We start from the raw sequence: 24759 nt of genomic DNA on the forward strand, positions 1-24759 counted from the left end.
GTTCTGCAAACGGCGTGGCCGCCGCGCCAGGCTGCTGTTCAGTGATCATGCCGGCCGCCGCTGACGCGCGGCTGGCCGGCGGCGTCATGCCAGCAGTCGATGCGCTCGAAACCGTGCTGTTGCAGCAGTGTGCTGACGGCGGTGGCCTGGTCGTGGCCGTGTTCCAGCAACAGCCAGCCGCCGGCGTTCAGGTGCCGGCCGGCCGTGGCAATAATCGTGCGCAGATCGTCGAGACCGTCGCTGCCGGCAGCTAGGGCGCCGCGCGGTTCGAAGCGGACGCCGTCACCGGCCAGCGCCGGATCGCCGGCGGCGACGTAGGGCGGGTTGGCGACAATCAGGTCGCAGCGCTCGTCGGCCAGCGCCTCTAACCAGTCGCCCTGGCGAAAAACAATATGGCCGCAGTCGTGACGCCGGGCGTTGTCGCGGGCGACGGCCAGAGCCGCGGCGCTGCTGTCGGTGGCGCTGATGTGCGCGTGCGGACGCTCGCGCGCCAGCGCGATGGCGATAGCACCGCTGCCGGTGCCGAGATCGGCGACGCACACGGCCGCTTCGGTCGGCATCAGCGCCAGCGCGCGTTCCACCAGCAGTTCGGTTTCCGGGCGCGGTACCAGGGTCGCTGGCGTGACTGTCAGGGCCAGCGACCAGAACTCGCGTTCACCGGTCAGGTAGGCGAGCGGCTCACCGTTACTGCGCCGTGCCAGCAGCTGTTCGAAGGCGGCGGCCTGTTGCGGCTGCAGGCGGCGCTGCGGGTGCGCGTAAAGGCTGCTGCGTGTTTCGCCGAGCACGTGGGCGAGCAACAGCTCGGCGTCGAGCCGCGTCGGCACGCGGCTGCCGGCGCGCTCAAGCAGTGCACGTATGCTCAGGTCAAGGGTGCTCGTTGTCATGACGCCTGTCGCGGTCAGCCCTGTTGCTGGCCCAGCGCCGCCAGCTGATCGGCCTGGTATTCGCTGATGAGCGGGTCGATGATGCTGTCGAGATCGCCCTGTATGAAGTTTTCCAGCTTGTACAGAGTCAGGTTGATGCGGTGGTCGGTGATGCGGCCCTGGGGAAAATTGTAGGTGCGGATACGCTCCGAGCGATCACCGCTGCCGACCAGTAGGCGGCGCGCCTCCGACTGTTCGTTGAGTTGCTTGTCACGTTCGGCGTTGAACAGCTTGGCGTGCAGGAAGCTCATCGCCTGGGCGCGGTTTTTGTGCTGCGAGCGTTCCGACTGGCTTTCCACGACGATGCCGGAGGGCAGGTGCGTGATGCGAATGGCCGAATCGGTCTTGTTGACGTGCTGGCCGCCGGCGCCGGAGGCGCGGAAGGTATCGATGCGCAGGTCGCTCGGGTTGATTTCAATATCTTCCTCGTCGACCGATTCGACTTCCGGCAGCACCGCCACCGTGCAGGCCGAGGTGTGAATGCGGCCCTGTGACTCGGTAGCCGGTACCCGCTGCACACGGTGGGCACCGGACTCGAACTTCAGCCGTGAATAGGCGCCCTGGCCGATGATGCGGATGATGATTTCCTTGTAGCCGCCGGCCTCGCTCTCGGCCGAACTGATGATTTCCGTCTGCCAGCCGCGCTGTTCGGCGTATTGCAGGTACATGCGCGCCAGATCGCCGGCGAACAGTGCCGCCTCGTCACCGCCGGTGCCGGCGCGGATTTCCAGGAATACGTTGCCGTCGTCGGCCGGGTCGCGCGGCAACAGCAGTATCTTGAGCTCGTTTTCCAGTTCTTCCGCCCGGGTCTCGGCGGTTTCGAGCTCGTCCGCGGCCATGCTGCGAATCTCGCGATCCGGATCCGCGGCCATCTCGCGGGCCGACTCGATCGCCGCCAGGGTATCGTGGTAGCGCTGGTAACAGCCGACGATTGGCTTGATGCCGGCGTATTCGCGCGACAGTTCACGGAAGCGGTTCTGGTCGGCGAGCACGTCCGGTTCGGCCAGCAGGCCCTCGATTTCCTGCAGGCGTTCGCTGAGGTGTTCGAGCTTGGTGTGAAGACTGTCCTGGAGCATGAATTTCGGGCCTGTAATGAATGCGTATGGCTTATAGGGAAAACGCGGCTTAACAGAGAAACGTGCCGGGGGCGGTGCCTGACAACAGGCAACCGTGCTAACGCTGCTTGTGGTTCTTCAGGTCGTAGAGTTCCTGCACGGCCTGCAGCAGATCGTCGCGGCCGCGGGCGCTGGCGTCGCGCAGCTGGGTGGTGGGCAGGTGCAGCAGCTTGTTGGTCAGCGCGCGCGTGACCTCGTTCAGCAGGCGTTCGGGATCTGCGCCCTGGCTGAGCTTGCGCCGCGCATTGTCGACCGCTTCCTGCTGCACCATCCACGCCTGGCCGCGCAGGGCGCGGATCGTGCTGACCGCATCGCGCGACAGCATCCAGTCCATGAAGGTGATGACCTGGTCGTTGATGATCTCCTCGGCCTCCAGTGCGGCCTCGTGACGGTTGCGCAGGTTTTCCTCGATGACTTCGCGCAGGTCGTCCACGGAATACAGGTAGACGTCGTTGAGATCGCCGACGGCCGGATCGATGTCACGCGGCACCGCCATGTCGACGATGAACACCGGCCGGTGCTTGCGGGTCTGGATGGCGGCCTGCATCTGTGCCAGGTCGATGAGCGGCATGGGGCTGGAGGTGGAGCCGATAATGATGTCGGCCTCGGCCAGATGCTGCGGCAGATCGGTGAGGCTGATGGCGTAGCCACTGTAATCGGCGGCCAGATCCTGGGCACGCGCCAGGTTGCGGTTGGCGACCACCAGGCGACCAAGACCGTTCTTGTGCAGGTGGCGGGCGGTCAGTTCGATGGTTTCGCCGGCGCCGAGCAGCAGGGCGGTGTAGCCGCGCAGGTCGCCGAAAATGTGCTGCGCCAGACGCACCGCGGCGAAGGCTACCGATACCGGGTGGTGGCCGACCGCGGTGCGTGAGCGAACTTCCTTGGCCACCGAAAAGCTGTGCTGGAACAGGCGATTGAGCAGGTTGCCGATGGCGCCGGCCTGCAGGGCGGTGTCGTAGGCGGACTTCATCTGGCCCAGCACCTGGGGTTCGCCGACGACCATGGAATCGAGGCCGCTGGCGACACGCATCATGTGCTTGACCGCGCTGGCGTTCGGATGGCTGTACAGGTGCGGCCGGATCTGTTGATCCGGCAACTGGTGATAGCTCTGGAACCAGTCGACCACCGCGGCCGGATCACCATCGCCCAGTGCGCAGTAGACCTCGGTACGGTTGCAGGTCGACAGGATCGCCGCTTCCTCGGCGCCGCTGGCCGCACGCAGCCCGGCCAGTGCTTCGGGCACGGCTTCGGGACCGATGTTGACGCGCTCGCGCAGCGCCACCGGTGCGGTATTGTGATTCAGGCCAACGGCAAGGAGAGACATCAGGTCAGGATCCTGTCTGGACAACTGAAATTTTCGGTGATGACAACATTTTATACAAGTTGTCCCGATAACGTCCCGGAACACGCGCGCCGGGTGACGGTCTGCTGTTAGGCTCGATTATATATTTCCGGCCACCATGACTGATACGGTTGGCGGCCAAGTGTGTAAAATCGTGTCGTGCGCGAACTGTAATCAGGACAAGACTGCAAGTTATGAACGTTATCAAGCACCGCCACTTCCTGCGTTGTTGCGGGCCCGCTGCCGCCCTGTTCCTGGCCACGGGCTGCGCCCTGCAGCCGGCGGAGAAGGCCGCCGAAGCGCCTCCCAGTGAACTGGATGGCATGTCGGTGCGTACGGCGGCAGCCAGCGACAGACCCGTTCAGGGGCTGGATTCGGAGACCCTTTACAAGTTGCTGGTGGCCGAGATCGCCGGTCAGCGCGAAAAGCTCGACCTGGCGGTAGAAAACTACCGCGACATTGCCCGCAGCAGCCGTGACCCGGCCGTCATCGAGCGCGCCATCCGCATCGCCGTCTATGCGCGTGACGATGCCGCCGCCGCCGATATCGCCGAACTCTGGCTGGAGGTCGAGCCGGACAACAGCGATGCCCATCAGGTCCTGGCCGCCGTCGCCATTCGCGCCGGCGATGTCGACAGTGCCGTCGCGCACCTCGAGGCGATTCTCAATTCAGGCAGTGGCGCGCCGGGCCAGAAGCTGTGGCTGATCGCGAACATGCTCAGCCGCGAGGACAATCGCGAAACCACCCTGGCCGTCATGGAGCGGCTGGTGGCCGACTACCGCGATAATCCGGATGCGCTGTTCGCCTATGCCCACCTGGCCGTGCGCGTCAACGATCTGGAACGCGCCGAAAGCCTGCTGGCGCAGTTGCTCGAACTGCAGCCGGACAACCTTAACGCGGCCATGAACTACATCTCGGTGCTGCAGAAAAGCGGCGAGAAGCAGCGCGCGATCGAGTGGTTTGAAGAGAATCTGGACAGCTACGAGGATAACTTCAACCTGCACCTGATGTACGCCCGGCTGCTGACCGATGCGCAACGCTTCGCGGCCGCGCGCGAGGAATTTCAGGCATTGCTGGAGAAAGCGCCGGAAAATGTCGACGTGCTCTACGCACTTGGACTGCTGTCGCTGCAATCGGATCGACTGGCCGATGCCGAGGAGCATTTCCGCCAGTTGGTCGAGATCGGCCAGCGCAAGCCGGAAGCGCGCTACTATCTCGGCCGCATTGCCGAACAACGCGGCGATCTGGATGAAGCCGCCGGTTATTACGACGACGTCGACAGCGGTGACAATGCCATCGACGCGAAGATTCGCTCGGCGCTGATTGAACACAAGCAGGGCCGGGTTGCGGCAGCGCTGGCCCGGCTCAATGCCATTGACGCCAGCGGCGAACGTGAACGCGTGCTGCTGGCGCAGGCCGAAGCCGAAATCTTCATGCAGGAAAAGCGCTACGACGAGGCACTGGCGGTTTACAACGAAGCGCTGGAAAAGGATGCCGGCAACACCGATCTGCTCTACGGCCGGGCCATGCTGGCCGAGAAAATGGACAAGCTCGAACTGCTGGAGCGCGACCTGCGCGCCATCATCGAGCAGGACCCGGACCACGCCCAGGCACTGAACGCGCTCGGCTACACGCTCGCCGATCGCACCGACCGGCTCGAGGAGGCGCGCGAGCTGATCGAGCGGGCACTGGAAATCAGTCCGAACGACTTCTACATCGTCGACAGCATGGGCTGGGTGCTGTACCGCATGGGCAAGCTGGACGCGGCCGAGCGCTATCTGCGCCGGGCGCTGGAATTGCGTAACGACCCGGAAGTGGCCGCACATCTCGGCGAGGTGCTGTGGGTCAAGGGGGAACGCGATGCCGCGCGCGAGGTCTGGGAAACCGCACTGCAGTCGACGCCCGATGACGAGCGGCTGCAGGATGTCATCCAGCGTTTCAATCCGTGAATCTCAATATATGTCCCTGCCGTTCCGGGCGATTCCAGACGCAGTAAAAATGTCCTGCAATAACAGTTAGTTATTGTCCTTAACGTTCCTGTACAGTCCAGCCAAAGCCGGTATACTGTGTGTAGCTACATAAGTAGCTTCCTGAACCAGCTACACAGGCGCCGACTATGGGCAAACTCTCAGATACTCGCCTCAGAGCCATTGTGAAGGCCGGCAAACCGGTTGCCGGCGTTGCCGATGGTGACGGCCTCACCTTCACGCTGTCAGCCAAAGGCACGGCCTCATGGGTGCTCCGGTACCGTTTCGGGGGCCGCCAGAAGGAAATGACCCTCGGGCGATATCCCGACATGACGCTCAAGATGGCTCGTGAGGAAGCCAGCAAGGCCCGGGTGAGAATTGCCGCCGGGACCGACGTCGGCAAGGAAAAGCAGATACAGAAGGCATCCCACCGGACCGCGGGGACAGTGAAAGATCTCTGCGACGAGTTCATGCGCCGGGTCGTAGAGAAGGAGCGGAAACGGCCTGAATACGCCAGGCGGATGCTGAAGAAGGATGTTATCCCCACTCTCGGTAAGTATTCCGCCCGGGAGGTAACAGACCGGCAGATCATCAATCTGCTGGATCGGATCGTTGACCGCGGCTCACCTACCCAGGCCAACCACGCCCTGCGGCTACTCAAGCAGTTGTTCCGCTACGGGGTCAGCCGCCGGTATCTGGACAAAAACCCCTGTGCGGAGATCACGGCGGCCGCTGCCGGCGGCAAGGAAAAGGCCAGGACCCGCGCCCTGTCCAAGGATGAGCTGGGCAAATTCCTTAAGGCATTGAATGAGACCGACATACACGCCGCCGACCGCCTAGCGCTGAAAATCATTCTGGCTACCTGTGTCCGCGTCGGCGAGATGGTTAAGGCAGAGTGGTCAGATATCGACCTCGAAAACGGGGTCTGGCATATCCCTGCCGAGCATACAAAGACAGGCGAAGCCATCGATATCCCCCTGGTGCCGAAGGTGATCGAGTGGTTTGAAGCCTTGAAGCCATACGCTGGAGAGAGTCTTTATGTGCTGCCAGCACGGCGGCGACGCAACAAGACACACCTCAAGGAACAGACGTTGCGGGCCACTCTCAGAAAGGCAGACGGGGCGCTGCCCTATTTTACGATTCACGATCTGCGCAGGACCGCTCGCACCCATCTAGCTGCGCTTGGTATCAGCCGCGACGTGGCTGAACGCTGCCTGAACCACAAGATTGAGGGCCTCGATCGGGTTTATAACCAGCACGATTATTTCGACGAGCGGCGACAAGCCCTCGAGCTTTATACAAGCCTGCTGCAGGCTTTGGAAAGTGGGCAGGCATTCAATGTGGTTTCGTTGGCCCAGGGACAGTCAGCGTCTGCCTAATTTAAGTATTAGTAGCGGATAATTGCATGACAAATAAACAAAGAAAAACCACCAAAGCCTCAGAGGCAGTCTCGATGTTTGATGAGTTCTGGGCAGCGCTGCCTACAGATAGACAAGCTAATAGAGCTAAAGCCAAAGATATATGGAATACAAATAGTCTTGACGATGAGCGGGATCTTATAATTAGCGATGTTAAAAAGCGTGTAAAGGCGGGTTATATACCATTTCCTTGCAGCTATCTTCGCCAGCGGCTATGGGATGAAGGACACCAAGAAAATTTAGACAAAGAGGTTGATGAATTAAGAAATGTTAACGATATAGAAGATCCGTGGAGTCATATAGAAAAAGGCCCTGATGAATATTTATTGGAACAAGTGAAAGCTGCGAAGGGTGGGGATAAGTCTGCATTAGAATTAATTTTAACAATATTTCGTGAAGCAAATATTGGCGATCCTGAATGCTCCCAGATAGTAGTTGACTTTATACAGGATTCAATTGGTAAATTTCTTGACAGAAACGTCGAGTCATTAGACCGGGCATTTAATTTGACTCGGGATAAGACAGGCTCCACCTCCACCCAGTCTACAGTCGATGTTCTGCGTGATTCCTATGCCGCTACGGTAATTTTAAAAATCTTAAGTGGAAAAAAGTCAGCGCTTAATGATGGTTCTGAAGAGAAGACAAATATTGAAGCAATGTTTAAAGAGGTCGCCAAGGAAAAGAATGTATCATTTTCTACTGTTAAGAATGCTTATTATGATTTTCAAAAAAAACATCCCTCTCTTTTTCATGGGGCCGAGCGTAACGAGCGTAAAGAGTTAATAACTCGCCTTGATACAGAAAATGAAGAAATTAAGCCTGAGCCAAAGAATATAACCAGAAAGGAACTATGTGCGCTGGCTGACGCCCCATCGTGCTACCGGCTAACACCATGTCGAGGGATAAGTAACATATGGTTGCCCCCACAATTGGCGATTAATAAATCCGAAACTGATAAGAAGGGCAAAGTAGAGACAAAAACAGCTTTTCTAACTATTTACGGCTAATTATTTAGAAAGGAAAATCAATGACTTAAGTATTTTTCCCGCCTATAGTCCTTCCCAGATTCAATCGGAAGGATGTCGCAGAATGGCAAGCGAAAGATTAATACGGCGGCCGGAGGTCTTGAAGATCACCGGACTGTCTCGTTCCTCGCTCTACGAGCGTATCTCAGAAGGGGCTTTCCCGTCCCCAATACGCATCGGCCCAAATCGAGTTGCATGGATAGCGAGCGAAGTCGACCAGTGGGTACAAGACCGCATTCAAGAGTCTCGGTCTGACGCTGCATGACGGCTCGTATTATCCCTCTTAATCGGCACGGCCGAAGTGCACCGTGCAATGCCCGGTGCATCCAGTGCCGCGACACAAAACGTGAGCTAGACCACCGTGGGTTATGCCCCAAATGCGTCAATTGGGACAAGAAGGTCAGTGTCCTAGAGCAGCTGCGGGAGTGCCACTAATGTTCGGAAAGATCCTCGACAGCATGTATGACGGTACCCTGGTCGAGGACTGTCGTGCCCTTATCGCTTTCCAAGAGATGAGGGGGAGATAATGAGCTTGCCATGGTTTCGGCTATACGCTGAATTCGCGGCCGACCCGGTGATCCAGTCCCTAGCCTTCGAGGATCAGCGCCACTATGTGATCTTGCTCTGTCAGAAGTGCAATGGCGTGCTTGATCGTAACATCGCTAAGCCAGCGAAGGATCGAATTATCGGCAAGGCCCTGGGACTGGATAACGCTGTCAGGGATGAGGCGAAACGGCGACTCATGGAAGTGGACCTGATCGATGATAAGTGGCAACCAAAAGCCTGGAACAAGCGCCAATTTCTCAGCGACAATTCAACCGAAAGGGTTCGTAAGTATAGGAAATCAAAGGAATCAGAAAACGTTCCAGAAACAGACATGAAACGTTCCGGTAACGCCCCAGATACAGATACAGATACAGACACAGATCAAGACAAAGATCTTGCGCAAAAACGCTTTGATGAATTCTGGTCTGCCTACCCTAGAAAGCGATCCAAGGGTCAAGCTCGGAAAGCCTGGAACAAGATCGGACCAGGTGAGCAGTTGTTCCAGCAAATTATGGCTGGGCTGCAGCAGGCCAGGAACTCGTTTGACTGGCAGAAAGACAACGGCCAGTTCATACCGTATCCGGCGACGTGGCTGAACGCTTGTGGCTGGGAGGACGAATACCAGACCCAGGGCGGGCAATCAGAGGACGTGATCCTTGACTGACCTGCTTACACGAGATCGCTCGGGGGATGCCCTCAAAATACCGCCGCACTCACTGCTGTCGGAACAGTCTGTTCTTGGCGGCCTTCTCGTATCACCAGGTTCATGGCATGAAGTGGCCGGCATACTGCATAGCGATGATTTTTACCGCAAGGATCACCGGCTGATTTATGCCGCTATGGCGGCCAAGATGCTAGCGGGCGATCCGGTTGACATGGTGACGCTGGCCGAGGAACTGGATCGCGTTGGCAAGCTTGATGATGCCGGTGGCCATGACTATCTGGCAGCCCTGTGCGAAAACGTGCCGAGTGCTGCGAATGTTGCCTACTACGCCAAAATTATCCGCGACAAGGCCACAGCCAGGCGCCTGATCGATGCGGGATATGACGCTGCCGGTATGGCGTTTAACCCGGAAGGTCACAGCATTGACGAAATTATTGCCATCCACCAGCAGAAAATAGACTCGCTCTCCGAACGCTGGACCAAGCGATCGTCGACGTGGATGGACCTGGTCTCTGAGGGGTTGGCAACGCTTGAAGAGGCCGAGAATATCTGTAAGGCCGGTGGTCATCAGGGTATGCAGTTCGGCCTGCCGCGGTTCGATGACGCTATCGTCGGCATTTACGGCCCGCGCCTGGTATTTGTCTGCGGCCGACCATCCCTCGGCAAGACTGCCCTGGTGCAGCAGATGGCGATGCACAATGCCGCCAAGGGCATGAAGTGCGGTATCTGTTCACTGGAAATGAGCCAGGGCGAGCTGGCATTACGGTCATTCGCGAATCGTTTCAGTATCGATTTCGGGCAGCTCGTGCGCGGCGACGAGGATGCCAGAAAAGAGGTCGACCGCCAGCTGGAGGCCCACCAGATGGCGCATTACAATATCTTCGTGGATACCGATACGTTCAGTCTTGACGGCATTGTCGCGCAGATCAGCAAGTGGAAACGCGACCACGACATCGACTTCGCTGTTGTCGATCACATCGGTCTCGTTGAGGCTCAGGGCTTTAACACGCGCAACGACCAGCTGGGCGGCGTTTCCCGGACACTTAAGAAACTCTGCAAGAGCCTGGATATGCCGATCATCGCGGTATGTCAGCTATCTCGCGCGCTGGAGAAGGAGAGCCGCCGACCACGCATGTCCGATCTTCGCGACTCAGGAAATCTCGAGCAGGACGCAGACGGCATATTTGCCGTGCATTCCGCTGACGAGGATGACCGTAAGAAGAAAGACGTTGAGCTCGGCATTCTAAAATGGCGACTTGGTCACAAGGGCTGGAAGCAGGGATTCGTATTCAACGGCCAGTACCAACGTTTTGAGGATCCAGTCAATATCAACTACTGATCTTTTGATGAATCACAGACAACAACATAACGAGAATAATAATGAACAAGACAATTGTAACCTATCTTTGTTCGCAAATAGCCACTACTGGCTGGCTGTTGCCCGGCTCGGCAAGGGCACACAAGTTTAACGGTTTTTTTTAAAGCCCGGTGCAATCACTGGCTTGCCGCTAAATTTCATGACATTGGAAAAATTGCGTGTGGCGACACCGTGACTAGTCGCAATATGCTGGAGCATATCGAGGACGTCGTGGGCGAGGAACCAGAAATAAAATGGCTGTCCGCATCAGATATGCCAATGAGCGACAACGCCCCCAGTATCGATCTTGATCGGCTTTTCCGCTGAAGCCTGTAATTTTCAGGAAATTATCAGGGCATGCCTAAATTCAAGAAAGGGGAGTCGGGTAATCCATCAGGTAAGCCTAAAGGCGCTAAAGACAAGCGAACGCGACTTAAAGGGCTTTTGGAACCGTATTCCAATGACCTGGTGGAAAAAGCTGTGGAGCTCGCCATGGACGGTGACACCACGGCATTAAAGCTATGTCTCGATCGGCTTATGCCGCCACTGAAGCCTGTGGATAAAGCGCTCAATGTGGAGATAGCGGGAGAGACCGTAACAGACAAATCTGAATCCGTAGTCAATCTGCTATCCAGTGGCGACCTGACGCCTGAGCAGGCTTCAAAAATACTGGCGGCAATGTCATCACATACCCATATTCGCGAAATGGATGAGATTGAACGGCGACTGGTAGAATTAGAAAAGAGGTTAGAATAATCATGCGTAAACAAAACCGTATCAACAGGGTTGAAGAGCGTATGCGCACGCAATCGAACGAGCCTGATCCGATAAAACGCGCCGTAAGGGAATTTCAAATGAAACACGGTTACGATCCCATCAAGGTAGCCTTGAGAGAAATCGCGGCGAAACGAGATATTGGTCCGCCATGCGTTGCCCCTGAACACGAAACCGGAGAAGAATTATGACTGGGATAGCAACATCGCCAATATGGCCAATGTGTGTACCCCGTTATTTGCGCTGCCTATAATTAAGACCATCTGACAATACTGCACTGGCATGCAGCTTTCGCCAAAATTCCATCCCGTCTTTTCTGTCCTGTTCGGCGTACCAGGGGATCTGGATTAACCGAGTCCGGAGATTCCGTGCAGCTTGTTCGCGTCGTTCCCGCTCATCCGGTGGGATCGTCGGCAGACTATCTAGCAGTTCTTGCAAACTTTGTACTTGGTGTTTTGATTCCGCGTCGGTCATAGCCGGAGTTTTATTCCGTGAACGGGTTACTATCTGGAATTATGTTCCCTTGCCAGATACTCTGGCAAATTCGCGCAGCACCTTCAACGTCGATTGTGCCTCCGACTCTCCCCGTTCGGCCTCCCGCTTCCATTGGGCTGCTAATTGCTCATACCAGTGTATCGCCACTGTATCGTTTTGAGGGAAGCCCCAGCGGCCGAATTGGTACGCATAAGCCAGTAGCCACATGGCCCGTGTATGGCCGTTTGAGGCCGCCTGAGATAAGTAGATGCCTGTTTGATTGGAGACCCATGGGGACACCGCCGCCGTCGCGGTAATGCTTAAACAGGGTCAACTGGGCCGCAGGATGACTCTCGACTGCCCATTGTCGAAGACACGTTGGCGTAACCTCGGCAACCATGCTTGGCTGGCCTTTCTTCGATGCTTGCACAAGAAGAAATAACTAAATCATCCATTTTTCGCGGTTATCCCATCGGCTATGTAAAGATGTTGCATTGCAGTATGTATCCTTCGTCACAAAACCGTTTATATGAGGAAAAATTTTTAAGCCAGTGAGGCAATTAGTTTGATCCTATAATCAAGGAGTTACTGTAATTAGATCGCGTAACTTCTTGAGATCGTGGACAAGATTGGGATTTACAACTGGAGGTTGTATGACTACTATCTGCACATCATGTAGAGGCGGCCACCGCCCAGTACCACTACTTATTAGCAGTTAGGCGAAGAGCGGAAGTGTTGGCGCACACGCTCTTTTTGCCCAAACCGCTTACGAGTGTATGCGTGAACAAACACGCTTTTCTCTTTGCGATACATGGCAAGTCTCCATTGTTCGGCAGAATAAGCTACCACTCCGATTCAGGCCCATTCCTGCATCGGGCCGTGGCAATGCTCAGAACGGAGCCTCCGGAGCCAACAAACAGAGAGCGGTGACCGCCAAAAATCGATCTTAGATCAATAAATTACAACCCTCAAGCCAATCCACCACATATAGAGTTAGCAAATACTAACATCTACTAGATAGGTTGACTCACTACAGGGGGGATTAGTGACAACTGCGAATTTCACAGTCGTCTATAACGGCGACAGAGTTAAGAACAACACGATGGACGTGCGGGACTTAGCCCCCGCTTTACTATCTATCGGGTCGTTAGTAGATGAAGCTAATAGAGTCCTGAACGGTGATAATGCAACGGTAAAGTTGCACGTAGATACTACTGCGCCTGGCTGCTTTGAAATAAATATGCTCCTTGATCTGGCTTTTTTAAGTCAGGTCAAAGATTTCCTAACTAGTGATCTAGTCAATTCTGCAATCAACCTCAATGACCTTATTTGGGGCGGAGTAGGTGCTACATGGGGGTTGATTGGTTTAGCGAAATTACTTAAAGGCAAAAAACCTCCAAAAGCTGAAAGGGTTGACGATCATACTGTCCGGATCCAGGTCGATGGACAGACATATGATGTCCCACTCAAGCTGTTACGTCTGTATCAAGATTTAGGCGTAAGAAATGCGTTAGAAAAAACAATTTCCCCCCTAAAAAAGGAGGGGATAGATTCATTAGAAGTAAAGCAGGAGGGGAAAGCGATAGCTTTTATTGAAAAAAAAGAAGCTGACTATTTTGATGCCCCACAGGCAGAAGACGAAGAAATTTTAGATGAAATTGAGAAAGGCGCTTACTCCATATTATCTGTAGCTTTCAAAGAAGATAATAAATGGAGACTTTATGACGGTAATACAACCATAACGGCCTCAATCAAGGACGAAGACTTTATTTATAGGGTAGAGCATGGTTTGGAATCTTTCACTAAAGGCGATGTATTGATATGCGAAGTTCGGAAACGACAATACATAACTGGCTCAGACCTCAAAACTGAATATGAAGTAGAACGAGTTATAGAGCATAAAAAGGCTGCTAGGCAGATTAATTTAGATTTGGATTCGCACGGTGATACCTAAGTGTCAGTAGGCAAATATAAAAGAACGACATATCCGTGTCTTGGGTGGTGCGCCGCGCTATCGACAAATATCTCGACAACCACCGGCATGAGGCCGAACCTGTCCTGCCGTTGCGTGTATCGCAAAAGGTTGAAAGGTCGGCCCGCAGCTTGGGGAAATCAAATGCTTACGAGGAGGATCAATGAAACGCGGCAGTAAGGCGACAAACAGGCCGGGCCTCGACGCTCTCTATGAGCGTGCGCTTCCTGCCAAACGCACCGGTCCACTGTATGGAGCGTTTCCTTATCCAACCAAAATATCCCCGGAAGCCATCGCTCTATACATCGCCTCGCACACAAAACCAGGTGACATCGTGTTCGATGGGTTTGCGGGCAGCGGCACCACTGGCCTTGCAGCTTTGCTATGTGAAAATCCTTCCAATGAGCTGCGTGCCGAGGCAGACAGGCTCGGCCTCCAGGTTGAGTGGGGCGCGCGAAACGCTGTTCTCTACGAGCTTGGGGTGCTGGGTGCATTTATCGGGAAGACGCTGACCCGCCCTCCTGACACCCAATCGTTCCGAGAGGCTGCAAATAGGATTTTGAATCAGGCCGAACGGGATACCGGCTGGATGTATGAAGCCATTGACCCTGATGGCAACAAGGGGGCGCTGCGTCATGCGGTCTGGAGCGACTTGCTGCGGTGTCCGGCCTGCCAGCGTAAAGTGACTATGTGGGATGCTTGCGTTTCACTTGAGCCGGCGAGAATCGAGTCCGCGTTTCACTGCCCATACTGCGACCACCAAAGCAAATTTGACCAAGTTGAGAGGCTTATTGAAACCGTCGCGGACGATGTGACCGGCGATGGGACGGAACGCCGGGCACGAAAGCTCGCGCGCATTTACGGCGTTACAGGTAAAACACGGTGGTCGCGTTCGCCCACCAAAGCGGACCTGGCTTTGCTGGACCGCATCGCAGACGAGCCTATACCGGATTGCGTGCCGAACGTATTTATTCCTTGGGGTGATCTTCATCGGAGGGGGTACCATGAAGGCATTACCCACCTGCATCACTTCTATACTCGCCGGAATTTGATTGTGTTCGCGCGGCTCTGGGAGTTGACCGAAGACTATGATAGCGGATTGCGCGATGCTCTACGGTTTTGGCTTCTCAGCTACAATGCGGCGCATGCGACTATTATGACGCGCGTAGTTGCAAAGTCGGGGCAGAAAGACCTTGTAGTTACGAGCGCACAGCCGGGTGTTCTCTATGTCAGTGGCCTGCCGGTCGAAAAAAACCTATTCGCCGGCCTGCAGCGCAAACTCAAGACAATAGCGGAGGCGTTTTCAGTCGTTCACGGACGTTCCGGCAAGGTTGAGGTTCTTCAGGCATCGAGCTGTGCTGTAGACCTGCCCGATGGCAGTATTGACTACGTCTTCACCGACCCCCCGTTCGGGGGCAACATCCCCTATGCAGAAATCAGTTTCATCAATGAAGCGTGGCTGGGTGATTACACCAACCGTGCGGAAGAGATTATTGTAAGCAACAGCCAGCGGAAAACCCTGAAGGAATACCAAGAGCTTTTTACCACTGCTCTTTCAGAAGTGCGGCGTATTCTAAAGCCACATGGGCAGGCGACACTCGTGTTCCACTCCGCATCGGCAGATGTATGGAATGCCCTCCAGGCCGCCTATAGTGATGCGGGATTGAACGTGGAATGCGCCGGCGTTCTCAACAAGACACAGGGCAGCTTTAAACAGGTCACATCATCGGGCGCCGTGCGCGGTGATCCGGTATTGCTCCTCGGGAAAGACCCTGCGGCCGAAGAGACGACGCCTGAATGCGTCTGGACCATTGCCGCGAAACTCAGCGACGCCGCTCTCACACTCGATCCGTCAGAGCGGACTCCGCAGCGGCTTTATTCGCGGCTCGTGGGCCACTTTCTGACGAAACACCAGAAGGTGCCATTTGATGCCGACGATTTCTATCACTGGCACGATACACACCATTCGGCAAAGGCAACCGGTAGTGCTGAAGATTGAAGCGGACAAAGCCATCAGAAGCGAGGCACGCGCCTTTGAAAAGGCTCTGCCGGCGTCGCAGCGGAAGGAGCTTGGCCAGTTTTTTACTGGCATGCCGCTAGGGCGTGTTCTCGCCGCGCTTGCGGTTGACGCCGAAACGCAATGCATTCTCGATCCCATGGCCGGAAGTGGCGACCTTCTAGATGCCGCTAGTGAAACGGCTATCGTGCGTGGAACGCGGCTGCTACGTCTGGATGCAATCGAGGTCGACAACGCCACTGCGGCATTGTGCGAGAAAAGGCTGCGGCGAGTGGCCGTTGGAACCGAATATACACCCTGCACCTCCTGCGGAGATGTTTTTCTGCCGGCCACGCACGAGAAATTGCCGGATACCGGCTACGATCTGGTGATCACCAATCCGCCCTATGTGCGCTATCAGGTCCTCAATGGCCGTGTGGCAAAGATTCGGTCCGGGCTGTCTAACATTGTCGAGCAATGTCTGTCCGGCGCCGCGCAAGAGGTTTGGGGGGCGCTGACTGACGGCTATTCAGGGCTTGCCGATCTTTCTGTGCCATCATGGCTGCTAAGCGCGCTGCTAGTCAAGCCGGAAGGTACCCTCGCGCTCGTTGTGCCTGCAACATGGCGATCCCGCGCCTATGCCGACGTTATCCGTTACCTGATGCTCCGCAGCTTTCGGCTGGAGCTAGTTGTTGAGGATACGCAGCAGGGCTGGTTTTCCGATGCGCTCGTCCGCACACATCTCATAATAGCGCGTCGCCTGTCAGATGCCGAAGTGGCCGAACCCCTGAGTGCACGCCAGAATTGGCCCGGAGCTCAGTGGGTACAGGTTGCCCCGGAGGCTGGATGCCCGGAATCTCTTTTGGGCGGCGCATTTCCCGGTCGGCAGCCGGAAGAGGATTTCGCAGCTTGGTGCCGCACTGCCGGCCGGCCTGACGTTCGAGGAATACGGCCCCGCGTATTTTCTCTTGAAGAAGAATGGACTGCATTGCGGGCACAAGCTGGCACACGTCCCTGGATGAAGTCATTAGAGCGGGCTGGTACAGCTGTTTCCACCACTGTTCAATCCTATCCAAGTGTGGTGTCTGTGCCCGAAGCGTTGCGCGACCTCTTACCGCCATCATTTGACTGGCACGCGCTCCGCCCTCTCAATGCGGTCGGTATACACGCCGGCCAGGGGCTACGAACGGGCTGCAACCGGTTCTTCTATGTCAAACTAATCGGCGATGAAAACGACGTGATGCGCATCGAGACCGACCCGATATTTGGCGGAGGGCGTGTCATGCCGATACCTGCCAGCGCACTGATCCCGGTAATGCACCGTCAGGCTGATCTTGAAGCATGGCGAAACGGCATGCTTCCCACCACCCGTGTTCTCGTTCTTCGTGACATTGTCCTACCCGAAGACATGGACAAGGTGCGTGAATATGCCGAGCTTCAATTCCTGCACACCGACCAACTACCGGCAGTTATGCCCGACGAACTGGCCGCACATGTCCGTGAGGCGGGCGAGACGCCAGTCGGAAACGGCACGCAGGAGAAGCGGGTCCAAGAGCTATCGGCGGTCCGGACGAATGTCCGCTCCGGCCGCGGAGGCACTTTGCCGCGCTTCTGGTACATGCTCCCCGACTTCAAGCCTCGCCATCTGCCACAGGCATTCGTACCGCGCATCATTCATGATGTTCCCCAAGTTTACGCCAATTCCAGTCCGGCCATCCTTATTGACGCCAACTTTTCGACCTTCTGGACCGAGGCTGACGAGTGGACGGCTGCAGGGCTAGCCGTACTACTGAACAGCACGTGGTGCCGTGCCGTGATGGAGGCTACCGGAACCCCACTTGGCGGCGGCGCGCTTAAACTTGAAGCTGTCCATCTTCGCACAATGCCAGTTCCATATCTTGATCCGGAATCAATCGCCAAGCTGAACGATGCTGGAGATGGGCCTCAGGACCCACAGCTGTGCGACCGGATCGTTCTGTATGCGGTATTAGGGAACAAGGCTTCCGCTGCTGATATCGACGCTTTCGCAGAACACCTGAACGAACGCCGTGCTGCACTGGGCGCGGAGCGCCAGCGAGGTGCAGCATGAGAACAGATCTCTATCAGGCTCGCGAAGCAATCGCACGCTGCCGCGCCCTGCGGCAGAAAGGGGTTGTGGAAGCCGTCCTGCGCAGCGAATTCCAGTCTCGGTTGCGCCGTATATTTCCGGACATGGAAGATGAGAGCTGGATCAATCACTACGGTGAAGGTACCGAAGCGCACACGAGAGTCGGAGTTGCGGGAGGTGTGGCGGCTGACCGGTTCATCGATAATCTGATCGGTTCGACCACGATCGAGTACGAGGCGGACCTGCGGATCGCAGCAAAGCGTGAAGAAGGTTACCGGCAGGTCAAAGAACATGCAGCCGGCCTCATCCGTCGCGGGACTCCCGTATCCCAGGTGCGCGGCATCCTCTCGGATACCGTCGACTGGTATGCTTACGATGTCGTCCTTGTTCCGGGCGTAGAGTCCGAAGCCTGTACCCTCGACCACATCCAGCTTGTCGAAGTCGAGACCTTTGAACCGGAGGCGGATGACGAGCCGACTGCCGAAAGACTCACGCTCTTTCTACGCCGACATCTCGCGCGCGAGCAGTCCCGGCCCCTAATTGCCGATAATCTCGCCTTCGATCTCGGGCTCGACAGTCCCGCTTACAGGCGCAATGTCGAGGCATTTACCGAACTGGTCCGCACTGGTCGCGAAGCCGACACGTCAATCGCGCTCGCGTCTGATCTCTGGTCGCATTTTGTCGATCATCTAGAGGGCGAAGGGGGAGCCTTTCGCATCGCCCCGTATGTCGATGAAGTCTATCTCAATATATTGGCACGCCTTTTAAGCGCTAACGCCCTTGCGGGCTTTGCAATTTTGAGCGATGACGATGAGCTGAAGGCAATACTAAACGGTGCATTTTTCCGGGAAACATACCAACTTAATAATCTCGTCGAAAAAGACTATTTCGGCTGGATTGCCGAACCCACGCATATTGGCGGTTTCCTTCCGGTTGCCCGTGAAATTCAGCGCGATCTGTACGCCTATGATTTTAGCTGGCGGGCAGAAGAAGATCTGTTCGGACGCCTTATGGTGCAACTCGCCCGCCGCAGCCAGCGCAAGCTTCTTGGGCAGGAATGGACACCTTCCTGGCTGGCTCGCCATCTTGTCGAGCGTTGTCTGGACAATGTGCCAAGCGGGGAATCCCCGGAGATCGTCGATATGTGCTGCGGTTCCGGTGCGATAATCGCCGAGGTAATTAAAGCCGCGAAGGAGCGCTACGGCTATGACGACATTGCCCGTCTCGGGATAGTTGCAACAGGATTCGACATCGATCCGCTTGCGGTGGCGTTCGCGAAGACTACGTGGGTGATCACGCTGGCCGACGAGATCAACGCCGCTGCCGCACCGGTGACAATCCCTGTCTATCACGCGGATTCCCTATTTGCCGTCACGCCGGTTTCGGCGTCGCTTCCCATGCTTGGTGAGAGCGAGGCCATTAACATCACGCTCGACGACGAAACCGTACAGTTGCCTGCCGGTCTCATCCAGCCGGAATACCGCGAACTGTTCGATGCCCTAATTGACTGGGCTTACGATGAGGCGCAGCAGGGCGGCGCCCCGCCAACGGCGGAGGATGCGAGGACCACGCTCGATACGGCAGCTGCCGCGTCCTATGTCACCCTATCTGCTGAACTCAGGGAGCCAGCCGCGGATGCGGTGCTGGCGCTTGCCAGCCGGATGAAAAAACTCGCCGATGCTGGACGGAATGGCATATGGGCCTTCATTCTCCGCAATACATACAGGCCCGGCCTACTCGTAGGGCAGTTCAACGGCTTGGTTTCAAACCCGCCCTGGCTTGCCATGAGCGCCCTTGCCGAAAATCCTTACCGCGACATGCTTTCGCGGCGTGCGGGTCTCTACGGCGTGAGACCGAGCGGCCAGTCTTTTCTCCATCTTGAACTGGGGACGATGCACCTGCTGCACGCTGTCGACCGGTATCTTAAATCGGGAGCCGCTGTGGCGTGCCTTGTTCCCGGTACGATTCTGAACGGGAATCACCATGAACGCTTTCGACAGCGCGGTTACATCGGGAGCGACCGCCCGGTGGCTTTCTCCGTTACCGAAGTCTGGCAGGTTGCGCCAGGCACCTTCAAATATCCAGGCGCGGCGCTAATTGGAAAAAAGGAAAAGAATGTGGCCGCCGCAGACAACCCGCCCGGAGTCGCGTCTGTCACATACCCCGACCGGGTCGAACCCGTAGACTTTGCCATACGCCAAATTAACAAGGCGCGGACGGCCTGGGTTCTTGAAAGCGATGGCATGCCGGCCGCAGCAGCGGGCGGGGATGAAGTCTCCCGGCAGGGTGCTGACATTATGCCCCGGAGCGCCGTTTGCATCGAAATCCTGAACGAGACCGGTCAAGAGTATCGTGTCAATACACCACAAACTGGATCGGAGTGGGGTTTTACCGTCAAGCAGGCGAAGGAGCTGAAGGGAGAGCGATTTCCGGGTCATGTCGCCTCCTGTTTCATTCATCGACTGGCTCAGTCGGAAAATTTACTTCCGTTTAGGCTGGGGCGGCATCGTGCCCCAGTAGCTATCCCGGCTTGCCGTGACGATCATGGTACGTGGCAGATTTACGAACCCGCCGATATTCGCCGCATGGGTTTCACGCAGACAGCGCGCCGCTTCACGCAGATTGACAAGAAGCTCGCTACGATTGGCGGCAGCACGCTTGCGCAACGGATCGATTTTCGGCGCAAGCTTTCGCTCCAGAAATTCGGCGATGAGGGATTCATTGTGATCTCAGGTGCCGGTGGCAAGTATATTTGCGCCGCGTGTCTTCCGATCGATGAAGCGGCTAGGCTGGTTATAGATCAGACGCTCTACTGGCAGATTGTGGCCGGTGAGGACGATGCTTGGTTCAGGACCGGTATTCTCAACAGCACCGCGCTCACCGAAGCTATACTGCCGTTCAATCCCGAAGGCGATTTCGGTCCTCGCCATATCCATACTTTGCCTTACCATCTGATGCCGCCTTATGATGCTTCGAGCGATGATCACCGCGCCGTTGCGGCTGCTGCGCGAACGGTAGCGGCGGATGCCGAGGTCATCGCGGCAGGCGACGCCTATATTAGCGATCCCAACCGCTCGCTCTCAGTGCGCCGCCGAAAACTACGCGAGCATCTTGCCGGCAACGTGAGCTTTCATGAGCTCGACAGGCTTTGCGGCACTATACTCGGCATCAATACGGCGATGGGGTAGGTCATGCGAGCTTAAACTGATGAGAGATTATTACAATTTGGGTAAATATACTTTAAGTCAGGCCCCTATTTACTGCTTCCGACAATACCGCAGATTATGTAGCTACACGAGTAGCTATAAATATTATAGTTTAATATTTTGCATATAAAACAAATAGTTAAATATTTTTCATCAGTTCAATCCGTGAGCCGGCCATTCAGGGTCTGGCTGGCGCTGCTGCCGGCGTTGCTGCTGTGTGCCTGCGCCACCACGCCGCCGCCGGAAAAGCAGGATTTCAGCGGTAACGTCTGGCGCCTGCACGCCGATAAGGTGGTGTCGCTGGATAACTGGTTTCTCAAGGGGCGTATCGCCCTGCGCACCGAGGCCGATAGCTGGAGCGCAACCCTGCACTGGCGTCAGAACACCGATGATTTTCGCCTGCGAGTCATCGCACCGCTGGGCCAGGGGACGATTGAACTGTCCGGCAGTTACGGCAACACGATCACGCTGGTCGACAGCGACAACCGGCGCTATACCGCCGACAATGCCGAAAGCCTGATGCGCGAACGGCTCGGCTGGTCGGTGCCGGTCGAGGCGCTGGCCTACTGGGCGCGCGGCCTGCCGGCCCGGGGCGGTGACATCAGCGCGGCTGAACCGGATACCGAGGGCCGCCTGCGCTATCTTGAACAGATGGGCTGGCAGCTGGAGATCGCCGACTATACCGAAGCTCTGGGGCGAACCCTGCCGCGCAAACTGACGGTGCATAACGACACGGTCGAAGTGCGGCTGGTCGTGCAGTCCTGGGAACAACCGGATGCCTGAGCAACAGCGGCCGTGGCCGGCGCCGGCCAAGCTCAACCGCTTTTTGCACATCACCGGCCGGCGGCATGACGGCATGCACGAGCTGCAGACCGTGTTCCAGTTCGTCGACGCCTGCGATGAGCTGTATTTCACGCCGCGGGACGATGCTGAAATCCGGCACCTGAACCCGCTCGCCGGGGTCGCGCCGGATTCCGATCTGTGCGTGCGCGCTGCGTGCCGGCTGCAGGCCGAGACCGGCTGCCGGCGTGGCGTCGACATCCGTATCGACAAGATCCTGCCGCTTGGCGGCGGCCTCGGTGGCGGCAGCTCTGATTGCGCGACGACGCTGGTGGCGCTCAATCACCTGTGGGCACTGGATCTGTTGCCCGATCAGCTGGCCGCGATCGGGCTCGAGCTGGGTGCCGACGTACCGGTGTTCGTGCACGGCCGGGCCGCCTGGGCCGAGGGCGTCGGCGAGCAGCTACAGCCTATCGATATCGATGAGCCCTGGTTCCTGGTTATCCGGCCGGACTGCGAAGTTGCCACCGGCCAAGTGTTTGCCGCCGCTGATTTGACACGCAATACCCCGCCCACGACAATACGCGACTTTTTAAGGGCCCCGGAAGACAGCCGCAATGACTGCGAGGCCGTCGTCCGGACGCTGTTCGCACCGGTGGCCGAGGCGCTGGACTGGCTGCAGCAATTCGCTCCGGCGCGCCTGACCGGCACCGGTGCCTGCCTGTTCGCGCCATTTCCGGATCGCGCGGCGGCGGCAGCTGTGGCGGCGCAGTTACCCAGCCGCTGGCAGGGCTTCGTCTGTCGCGGATTGAATGAGTCGCCATTACGCGCGCGGTTGCAGCAGGAAGTGCGTTAGAATCCGCACCGTCAAGGCTATGCTTTGACAAGTGAATAAGCTGACGGCCATGGACGGCCGTCAGCGGAACAAATGGGGCGTAGCCAAGCGGTTAAGGCACTGGGTTTTGATCCCAGCATTCCCAGGTTCGAATCCTGGCGCCCCAGCCATAATTGCAAATCGCCGGGCAGACGCTGTCGGGCTTTGGGCGCCAGGATGACGCGGATCCCTGGGCTTGCCCCATGTAGTCATATTCAGGCTGTGCAGCCATCGGCTTGCCACGCCTCGTAGCGATACACCAAGCGGCGGACCTAAAAAACTCGGGAGGGTGGCCAATGTCTGCGTCCAACATGATGGTCTTTACCGGCAACGCCAATCCGCGGCTTGCCATGGATATCGCCGGCTACCTGAGCATGCCGCTGGGCAAGGTGACCGTTGGCCGTTTCAGCGATGGTGAGGTCATGGTCGACATTGGTGAGAATGTCCGCAATCGCGACATTTTCATCATTCAGTCAATCTGCGCGCCGGTGAACGAAAGCCTGATGGAGCTGCTGGTCATGGCCGACGCCATGTACCGTGCCTCGGCCTCGAGTATCACCGCGGTCATCCCGTACATGGGCTATGCGCGCCAGGATCGCCGGCCGCGTTCGGCGCGGGTGCCGATTTCCGCCAAGGTGGTGGCCAACATGATCGCCGGCGTCGGCATCGACCGCGCCGTTACCGTCGACCTGCATGCCGACCAGATCCAGGGCTTTTTCGACATCCCGCTGGACAATGTCTATGCCTCGCCGGTGCTGCTGGGCGACATCTGGAAGCAGAAGCACCCGAACCTGATGGTCGTGTCGCCGGACGTCGGTGGCGTGGTCCGTGCCCGGGCGCTGGCCAAACGGCTGGACGACACCACGCTGGCGATCATCGACAAGCGCCGGCCGAATCCGAACGAATCCGAGGTCATGAACATTATCGGTGACGTGCGCGGCAAGACTTGCGTTATAATTGACGATCTGGTCGATACGGCGGGCACCCTGTGTCATGCCGCGAACGCCCTCAAGGACCACGGCGCCGAAAAGGTATTTGCCTACTGCACCCACCCGGTGCTGTCCGGCAACGCGGTCAAGAATATCGAAGGCTCCGCGCTGGACGAGATGGTGACCACGGATACCATTCCGCTCAAGTCCAACGCTGCCGCTTGTAAGAAGATCCGTCAGCTCAGCGTCGCCGCGATGATGGCCGAGAGCATGCGCCGCATCTGCGAGGGCGAGTCGCTGAGCTCGATGTTTGTTGAATGACGATGCGCAAGGCGCGATGCGCGGCGCGCGTATCTCGTCGTTCGTGAAGCGTATCTCGTGGGCGGAATTTGAGTTTGACTGGCTGGCCTTGCCGGCCAAGTCTCGTTGATAAACGAGATACGAGATACGAGATACGAGATACGAGATACGAGATACGAGATACGAGATACGAGATACGAGATACGAGATACGAGATACGAGATACGATTTTTACTCCAGCCCTGGTCGCGGGGCTGGCCTTTAAACGCTAACTCAGGAGTTACAAACCAATGTCCGATGAATTTGAACTGCTGGCCGAGAGCCGTGCAGACGTGGGGAAAGGTGCGAGCCGCCGCCTGCGTCGTGCGGGTCGCCTGCCAGGCATTGTCTATGGCCATCACAGTGAGGCCACACCGATCACGCTGGATGCCGATACCGTCAAGCATCAGCTCGATAACGAGGCGTTCTATTCGCACATTCTGACGCTTAAGCTGAACGGCAAGAGCGAACGGGTGGTGCTCAAGGATTTGCAACGTCACCCGTACAAGCCGCTGGCATTGCATATCGATCTGCAGCGTGTTTCCGAAAATGAAGCGTTGCACATGAACGTGCCGTTGCACTTCCTGAACGAAGAGGACTGCAAGGGCGTGCGTCTGGGCGACGGTATCATCAGTCACGTCTATACCGACGTTGAAATTCTCTGTCTGCCGAGAGATCTGCCGGAGTATATCGAGGTCGATGTGGCGGACCTGGATATCGGCGACAGTGTGCTTATGAGCGAGCTGAAGCTGCCGGCCGGTGTTGAACTTTATGCCGCGCATCATGGCGGTGATATCGAACAGCCAATCGTTACCGTGCAGGCACCGCGTGTCGTCGAGGAAGAGGAAACCGAGGGTGAAGAAGAAGCGCCCGAGGAGCCGATCGCAACATCCCAGAAGGGTGATGCGGAAGACGACGACGAAGCCGAAGCCGACAAGGACTGATTCAAAG

At 57.0% G+C, this 24759-nt stretch carries 20 protein-coding genes and 1 tRNA gene; 17 read left to right on the top strand and 4 right to left on the bottom strand.

The features are described 5' to 3' along the window. Nucleotides 1-38 precede the first annotated feature (38 nt). From prmC to hemA, 3 genes are all read right to left on the bottom strand, one after another. Nucleotides 39-884 carry a peptide chain release factor N(5)-glutamine methyltransferase gene (gene prmC / locus J2T55_RS00350; protein WP_259053376.1) on the bottom strand — a complete coding sequence of 282 codons (846 nt, stop codon included), beginning with the start codon at nucleotides 882-884 and terminating at the stop codon, nucleotides 39-41. Nucleotides 885-898: 14 nt separating this feature from the next. Beyond that, on the bottom strand, nucleotides 899-1999 hold the full coding sequence (prfA, locus tag J2T55_RS00355) for a peptide chain release factor 1 (RefSeq protein ID WP_259053380.1): 1101 nt from the start codon (nucleotides 1997-1999) through the stop codon (nucleotides 899-901). A 97-nt stretch (nucleotides 2000-2096) separates the two neighbouring features. After that, entirely contained in the window at nucleotides 2097-3362 is a 1266-nt protein-coding gene (gene hemA, locus J2T55_RS00360) for a glutamyl-tRNA reductase (RefSeq protein WP_259053383.1), read from the bottom strand. 212 nt (nucleotides 3363-3574) lie between these two features. Between hemA and J2T55_RS00365 the strand changes: the two genes are divergently transcribed. The 8 genes from J2T55_RS00365 to J2T55_RS00400 all read left to right on the top strand — a co-directional run bounded on the left by J2T55_RS00365 (nucleotide 3575) and on the right by J2T55_RS00400 (nucleotide 11322). Beyond that, nucleotides 3575-5329 carry a tetratricopeptide repeat protein gene (locus J2T55_RS00365; RefSeq protein WP_259053386.1) on the top strand — a complete coding sequence of 585 codons (1755 nt, stop codon included), beginning with the start codon at nucleotides 3575-3577 and terminating at the stop codon, nucleotides 5327-5329. Nucleotides 5330-5496: 167 nt separating this feature from the next. Next, the gene (locus J2T55_RS00370; RefSeq protein ID WP_259053389.1) at nucleotides 5497-6726 is read left to right on the top strand and encodes a tyrosine-type recombinase/integrase; all 1230 of its coding nucleotides are present in this window, start codon (nucleotides 5497-5499) and stop codon (nucleotides 6724-6726) included. A 26-nt stretch (nucleotides 6727-6752) separates the two neighbouring features. Continuing rightward, nucleotides 6753-7772, top strand: coding sequence for a hypothetical protein (locus tag J2T55_RS00375; RefSeq protein ID WP_259053391.1), 1020 nt, complete (start codon nucleotides 6753-6755; stop codon nucleotides 7770-7772). Nucleotides 7773-7854: 82 nt separating this feature from the next. Continuing rightward, the gene (locus tag J2T55_RS00380; protein ID WP_259053393.1) at nucleotides 7855-8055 is read left to right on the top strand and encodes a helix-turn-helix transcriptional regulator; all 201 of its coding nucleotides are present in this window, start codon (nucleotides 7855-7857) and stop codon (nucleotides 8053-8055) included. 261 nt (nucleotides 8056-8316) lie between these two features. Beyond that, nucleotides 8317-9000 carry a hypothetical protein gene (locus J2T55_RS00385; RefSeq protein ID WP_259053395.1) on the top strand — a complete coding sequence of 228 codons (684 nt, stop codon included), beginning with the start codon at nucleotides 8317-8319 and terminating at the stop codon, nucleotides 8998-9000. Continuing rightward, a complete protein-coding gene (locus J2T55_RS00390; RefSeq protein WP_259053397.1) occupies nucleotides 8993-10339 on the top strand; it encodes a replicative DNA helicase in 1347 nt (448 codons plus the stop codon). Before J2T55_RS00385 ends, J2T55_RS00390 begins: the two co-directional genes overlap by 8 nt. Nucleotides 10340-10714: 375 nt before the next feature. Next, nucleotides 10715-11113 (top strand): DUF5681 domain-containing protein, encoded by a 399-nt coding sequence (locus tag J2T55_RS00395; RefSeq protein ID WP_259053400.1) that lies wholly within the window; start codon nucleotides 10715-10717, stop codon nucleotides 11111-11113. Nucleotides 11114-11115: 2 nt separating this feature from the next. Next, entirely contained in the window at nucleotides 11116-11322 is a 207-nt protein-coding gene (locus tag J2T55_RS00400; protein WP_259053403.1) for a hypothetical protein, read from the top strand. 322 nt (nucleotides 11323-11644) lie between these two features. Here the strand turns inward: J2T55_RS00400 and J2T55_RS13215 are convergent, their stop codons facing one another. After that, nucleotides 11645-11833 (bottom strand): SEL1-like repeat protein, encoded by a 189-nt coding sequence (locus tag J2T55_RS13215; RefSeq protein ID WP_407660008.1) that lies wholly within the window; start codon nucleotides 11831-11833, stop codon nucleotides 11645-11647. An 817-nt stretch (nucleotides 11834-12650) separates the two neighbouring features. Here J2T55_RS13215 and J2T55_RS00405 point away from each other — a divergent pair. The 9 genes from J2T55_RS00405 to J2T55_RS00445 all read left to right on the top strand — a co-directional run bounded on the left by J2T55_RS00405 (nucleotide 12651) and on the right by J2T55_RS00445 (nucleotide 24752). Then, complete coding sequence (locus J2T55_RS00405; protein WP_259053405.1) at nucleotides 12651-13559, top strand: hypothetical protein; 909 nt, start codon at nucleotides 12651-12653, stop codon at nucleotides 13557-13559. Between the two features lie 181 nt (nucleotides 13560-13740). Further along, nucleotides 13741-15576, top strand: coding sequence for a DNA methyltransferase (locus J2T55_RS00410; RefSeq protein ID WP_259053408.1), 1836 nt, complete (start codon nucleotides 13741-13743; stop codon nucleotides 15574-15576). Further along, nucleotides 15563-17662: an Eco57I restriction-modification methylase domain-containing protein gene (locus tag J2T55_RS00415; protein ID WP_259053410.1), complete on the top strand. Its 2100-nt coding sequence runs from the start codon at nucleotides 15563-15565 to the stop codon at nucleotides 17660-17662. Before J2T55_RS00410 ends, J2T55_RS00415 begins: the two co-directional genes overlap by 14 nt. After that, nucleotides 17659-20868 (top strand): N-6 DNA methylase, encoded by a 3210-nt coding sequence (locus tag J2T55_RS00420; protein WP_259053412.1) that lies wholly within the window; start codon nucleotides 17659-17661, stop codon nucleotides 20866-20868. The genes J2T55_RS00415 and J2T55_RS00420 overlap by 4 nt, the downstream gene beginning before the upstream one ends. Nucleotides 20869-21051: 183 nt before the next feature. Beyond that, nucleotides 21052-21669: a lipoprotein insertase outer membrane protein LolB gene (gene lolB / locus J2T55_RS00425; protein WP_259053414.1), complete on the top strand. Its 618-nt coding sequence runs from the start codon at nucleotides 21052-21054 to the stop codon at nucleotides 21667-21669. After that, entirely contained in the window at nucleotides 21662-22522 is an 861-nt protein-coding gene (gene ispE / locus J2T55_RS00430) for a 4-(cytidine 5'-diphospho)-2-C-methyl-D-erythritol kinase (protein ID WP_259053416.1), read from the top strand. The genes lolB and ispE overlap by 8 nt, the downstream gene beginning before the upstream one ends. A 73-nt stretch (nucleotides 22523-22595) precedes the next feature. After that, nucleotides 22596-22671 (top strand) — tRNA-Gln (locus tag J2T55_RS00435). 165 nt (nucleotides 22672-22836) lie between these two features. After that, the gene (locus tag J2T55_RS00440) at nucleotides 22837-23790 is read left to right on the top strand and encodes a ribose-phosphate pyrophosphokinase (RefSeq protein ID WP_259053417.1); all 954 of its coding nucleotides are present in this window, start codon (nucleotides 22837-22839) and stop codon (nucleotides 23788-23790) included. A gap of 269 nt (nucleotides 23791-24059) precedes the next feature. After that, the gene (locus J2T55_RS00445) at nucleotides 24060-24752 is read left to right on the top strand and encodes a 50S ribosomal protein L25/general stress protein Ctc (RefSeq protein WP_259053418.1); all 693 of its coding nucleotides are present in this window, start codon (nucleotides 24060-24062) and stop codon (nucleotides 24750-24752) included. The last annotated feature ends 7 nt before the right edge of the window (nucleotides 24753-24759 follow it).

Origin of the sequence: Methylohalomonas lacus (assembly GCF_024808875.1) — a bacterium.
Taxonomy (GTDB): Bacteria; Pseudomonadota; Gammaproteobacteria; order Methylohalomonadales; family Methylohalomonadaceae; genus Methylohalomonas; species Methylohalomonas lacus.

Excerpts from the sequence above, each read along its gene's own strand:
- J2T55_RS00375 (WP_259053391.1), top strand. The coding sequence starts at position 6,753 with ATGACAAATAAACAAAGAAAAACCACCAAAGCCTCAGAGGCAGTCTCG.
- J2T55_RS00440 (WP_259053417.1), top strand. The coding sequence starts at position 22,837 with ATGTCTGCGTCCAACATGATGGTCTTTACCGGCAACGCCAATCCGCGG.
- ispE (WP_259053416.1), top strand. The coding sequence starts at position 21,662 with ATGCCTGAGCAACAGCGGCCGTGGCCGGCGCCGGCCAAGCTCAACCGC.
- J2T55_RS00410 (WP_259053408.1), top strand. The coding sequence starts at position 13,741 with ATGAAACGCGGCAGTAAGGCGACAAACAGGCCGGGCCTCGACGCTCTC.
- J2T55_RS00395 (WP_259053400.1), top strand. The coding sequence starts at position 10,715 with ATGCCTAAATTCAAGAAAGGGGAGTCGGGTAATCCATCAGGTAAGCCT.
- J2T55_RS00380 (WP_259053393.1), top strand. The coding sequence starts at position 7,855 with ATGGCAAGCGAAAGATTAATACGGCGGCCGGAGGTCTTGAAGATCACC.
- J2T55_RS00370 (WP_259053389.1), top strand. The coding sequence starts at position 5,497 with ATGGGCAAACTCTCAGATACTCGCCTCAGAGCCATTGTGAAGGCCGGC.
- J2T55_RS00385 (WP_259053395.1), top strand. The coding sequence starts at position 8,317 with ATGAGCTTGCCATGGTTTCGGCTATACGCTGAATTCGCGGCCGACCCG.
- J2T55_RS13215 (WP_407660008.1), bottom strand. The coding sequence starts at position 11,833 with ATGTGGCTACTGGCTTATGCGTACCAATTCGGCCGCTGGGGCTTCCCT.
- J2T55_RS00365 (WP_259053386.1), top strand. The coding sequence starts at position 3,575 with ATGAACGTTATCAAGCACCGCCACTTCCTGCGTTGTTGCGGGCCCGCT.
- hemA (WP_259053383.1), bottom strand. The coding sequence starts at position 3,362 with ATGTCTCTCCTTGCCGTTGGCCTGAATCACAATACCGCACCGGTGGCG.
- prfA (WP_259053380.1), bottom strand. The coding sequence starts at position 1,999 with ATGCTCCAGGACAGTCTTCACACCAAGCTCGAACACCTCAGCGAACGC.
- J2T55_RS00445 (WP_259053418.1), top strand. The coding sequence starts at position 24,060 with ATGTCCGATGAATTTGAACTGCTGGCCGAGAGCCGTGCAGACGTGGGG.
- prmC (WP_259053376.1), bottom strand. The coding sequence starts at position 884 with ATGACAACGAGCACCCTTGACCTGAGCATACGTGCACTGCTTGAGCGC.
- J2T55_RS00400 (WP_259053403.1), top strand. The coding sequence starts at position 11,116 with ATGCGTAAACAAAACCGTATCAACAGGGTTGAAGAGCGTATGCGCACG.
- J2T55_RS00420 (WP_259053412.1), top strand. The coding sequence starts at position 17,659 with ATGAGAACAGATCTCTATCAGGCTCGCGAAGCAATCGCACGCTGCCGC.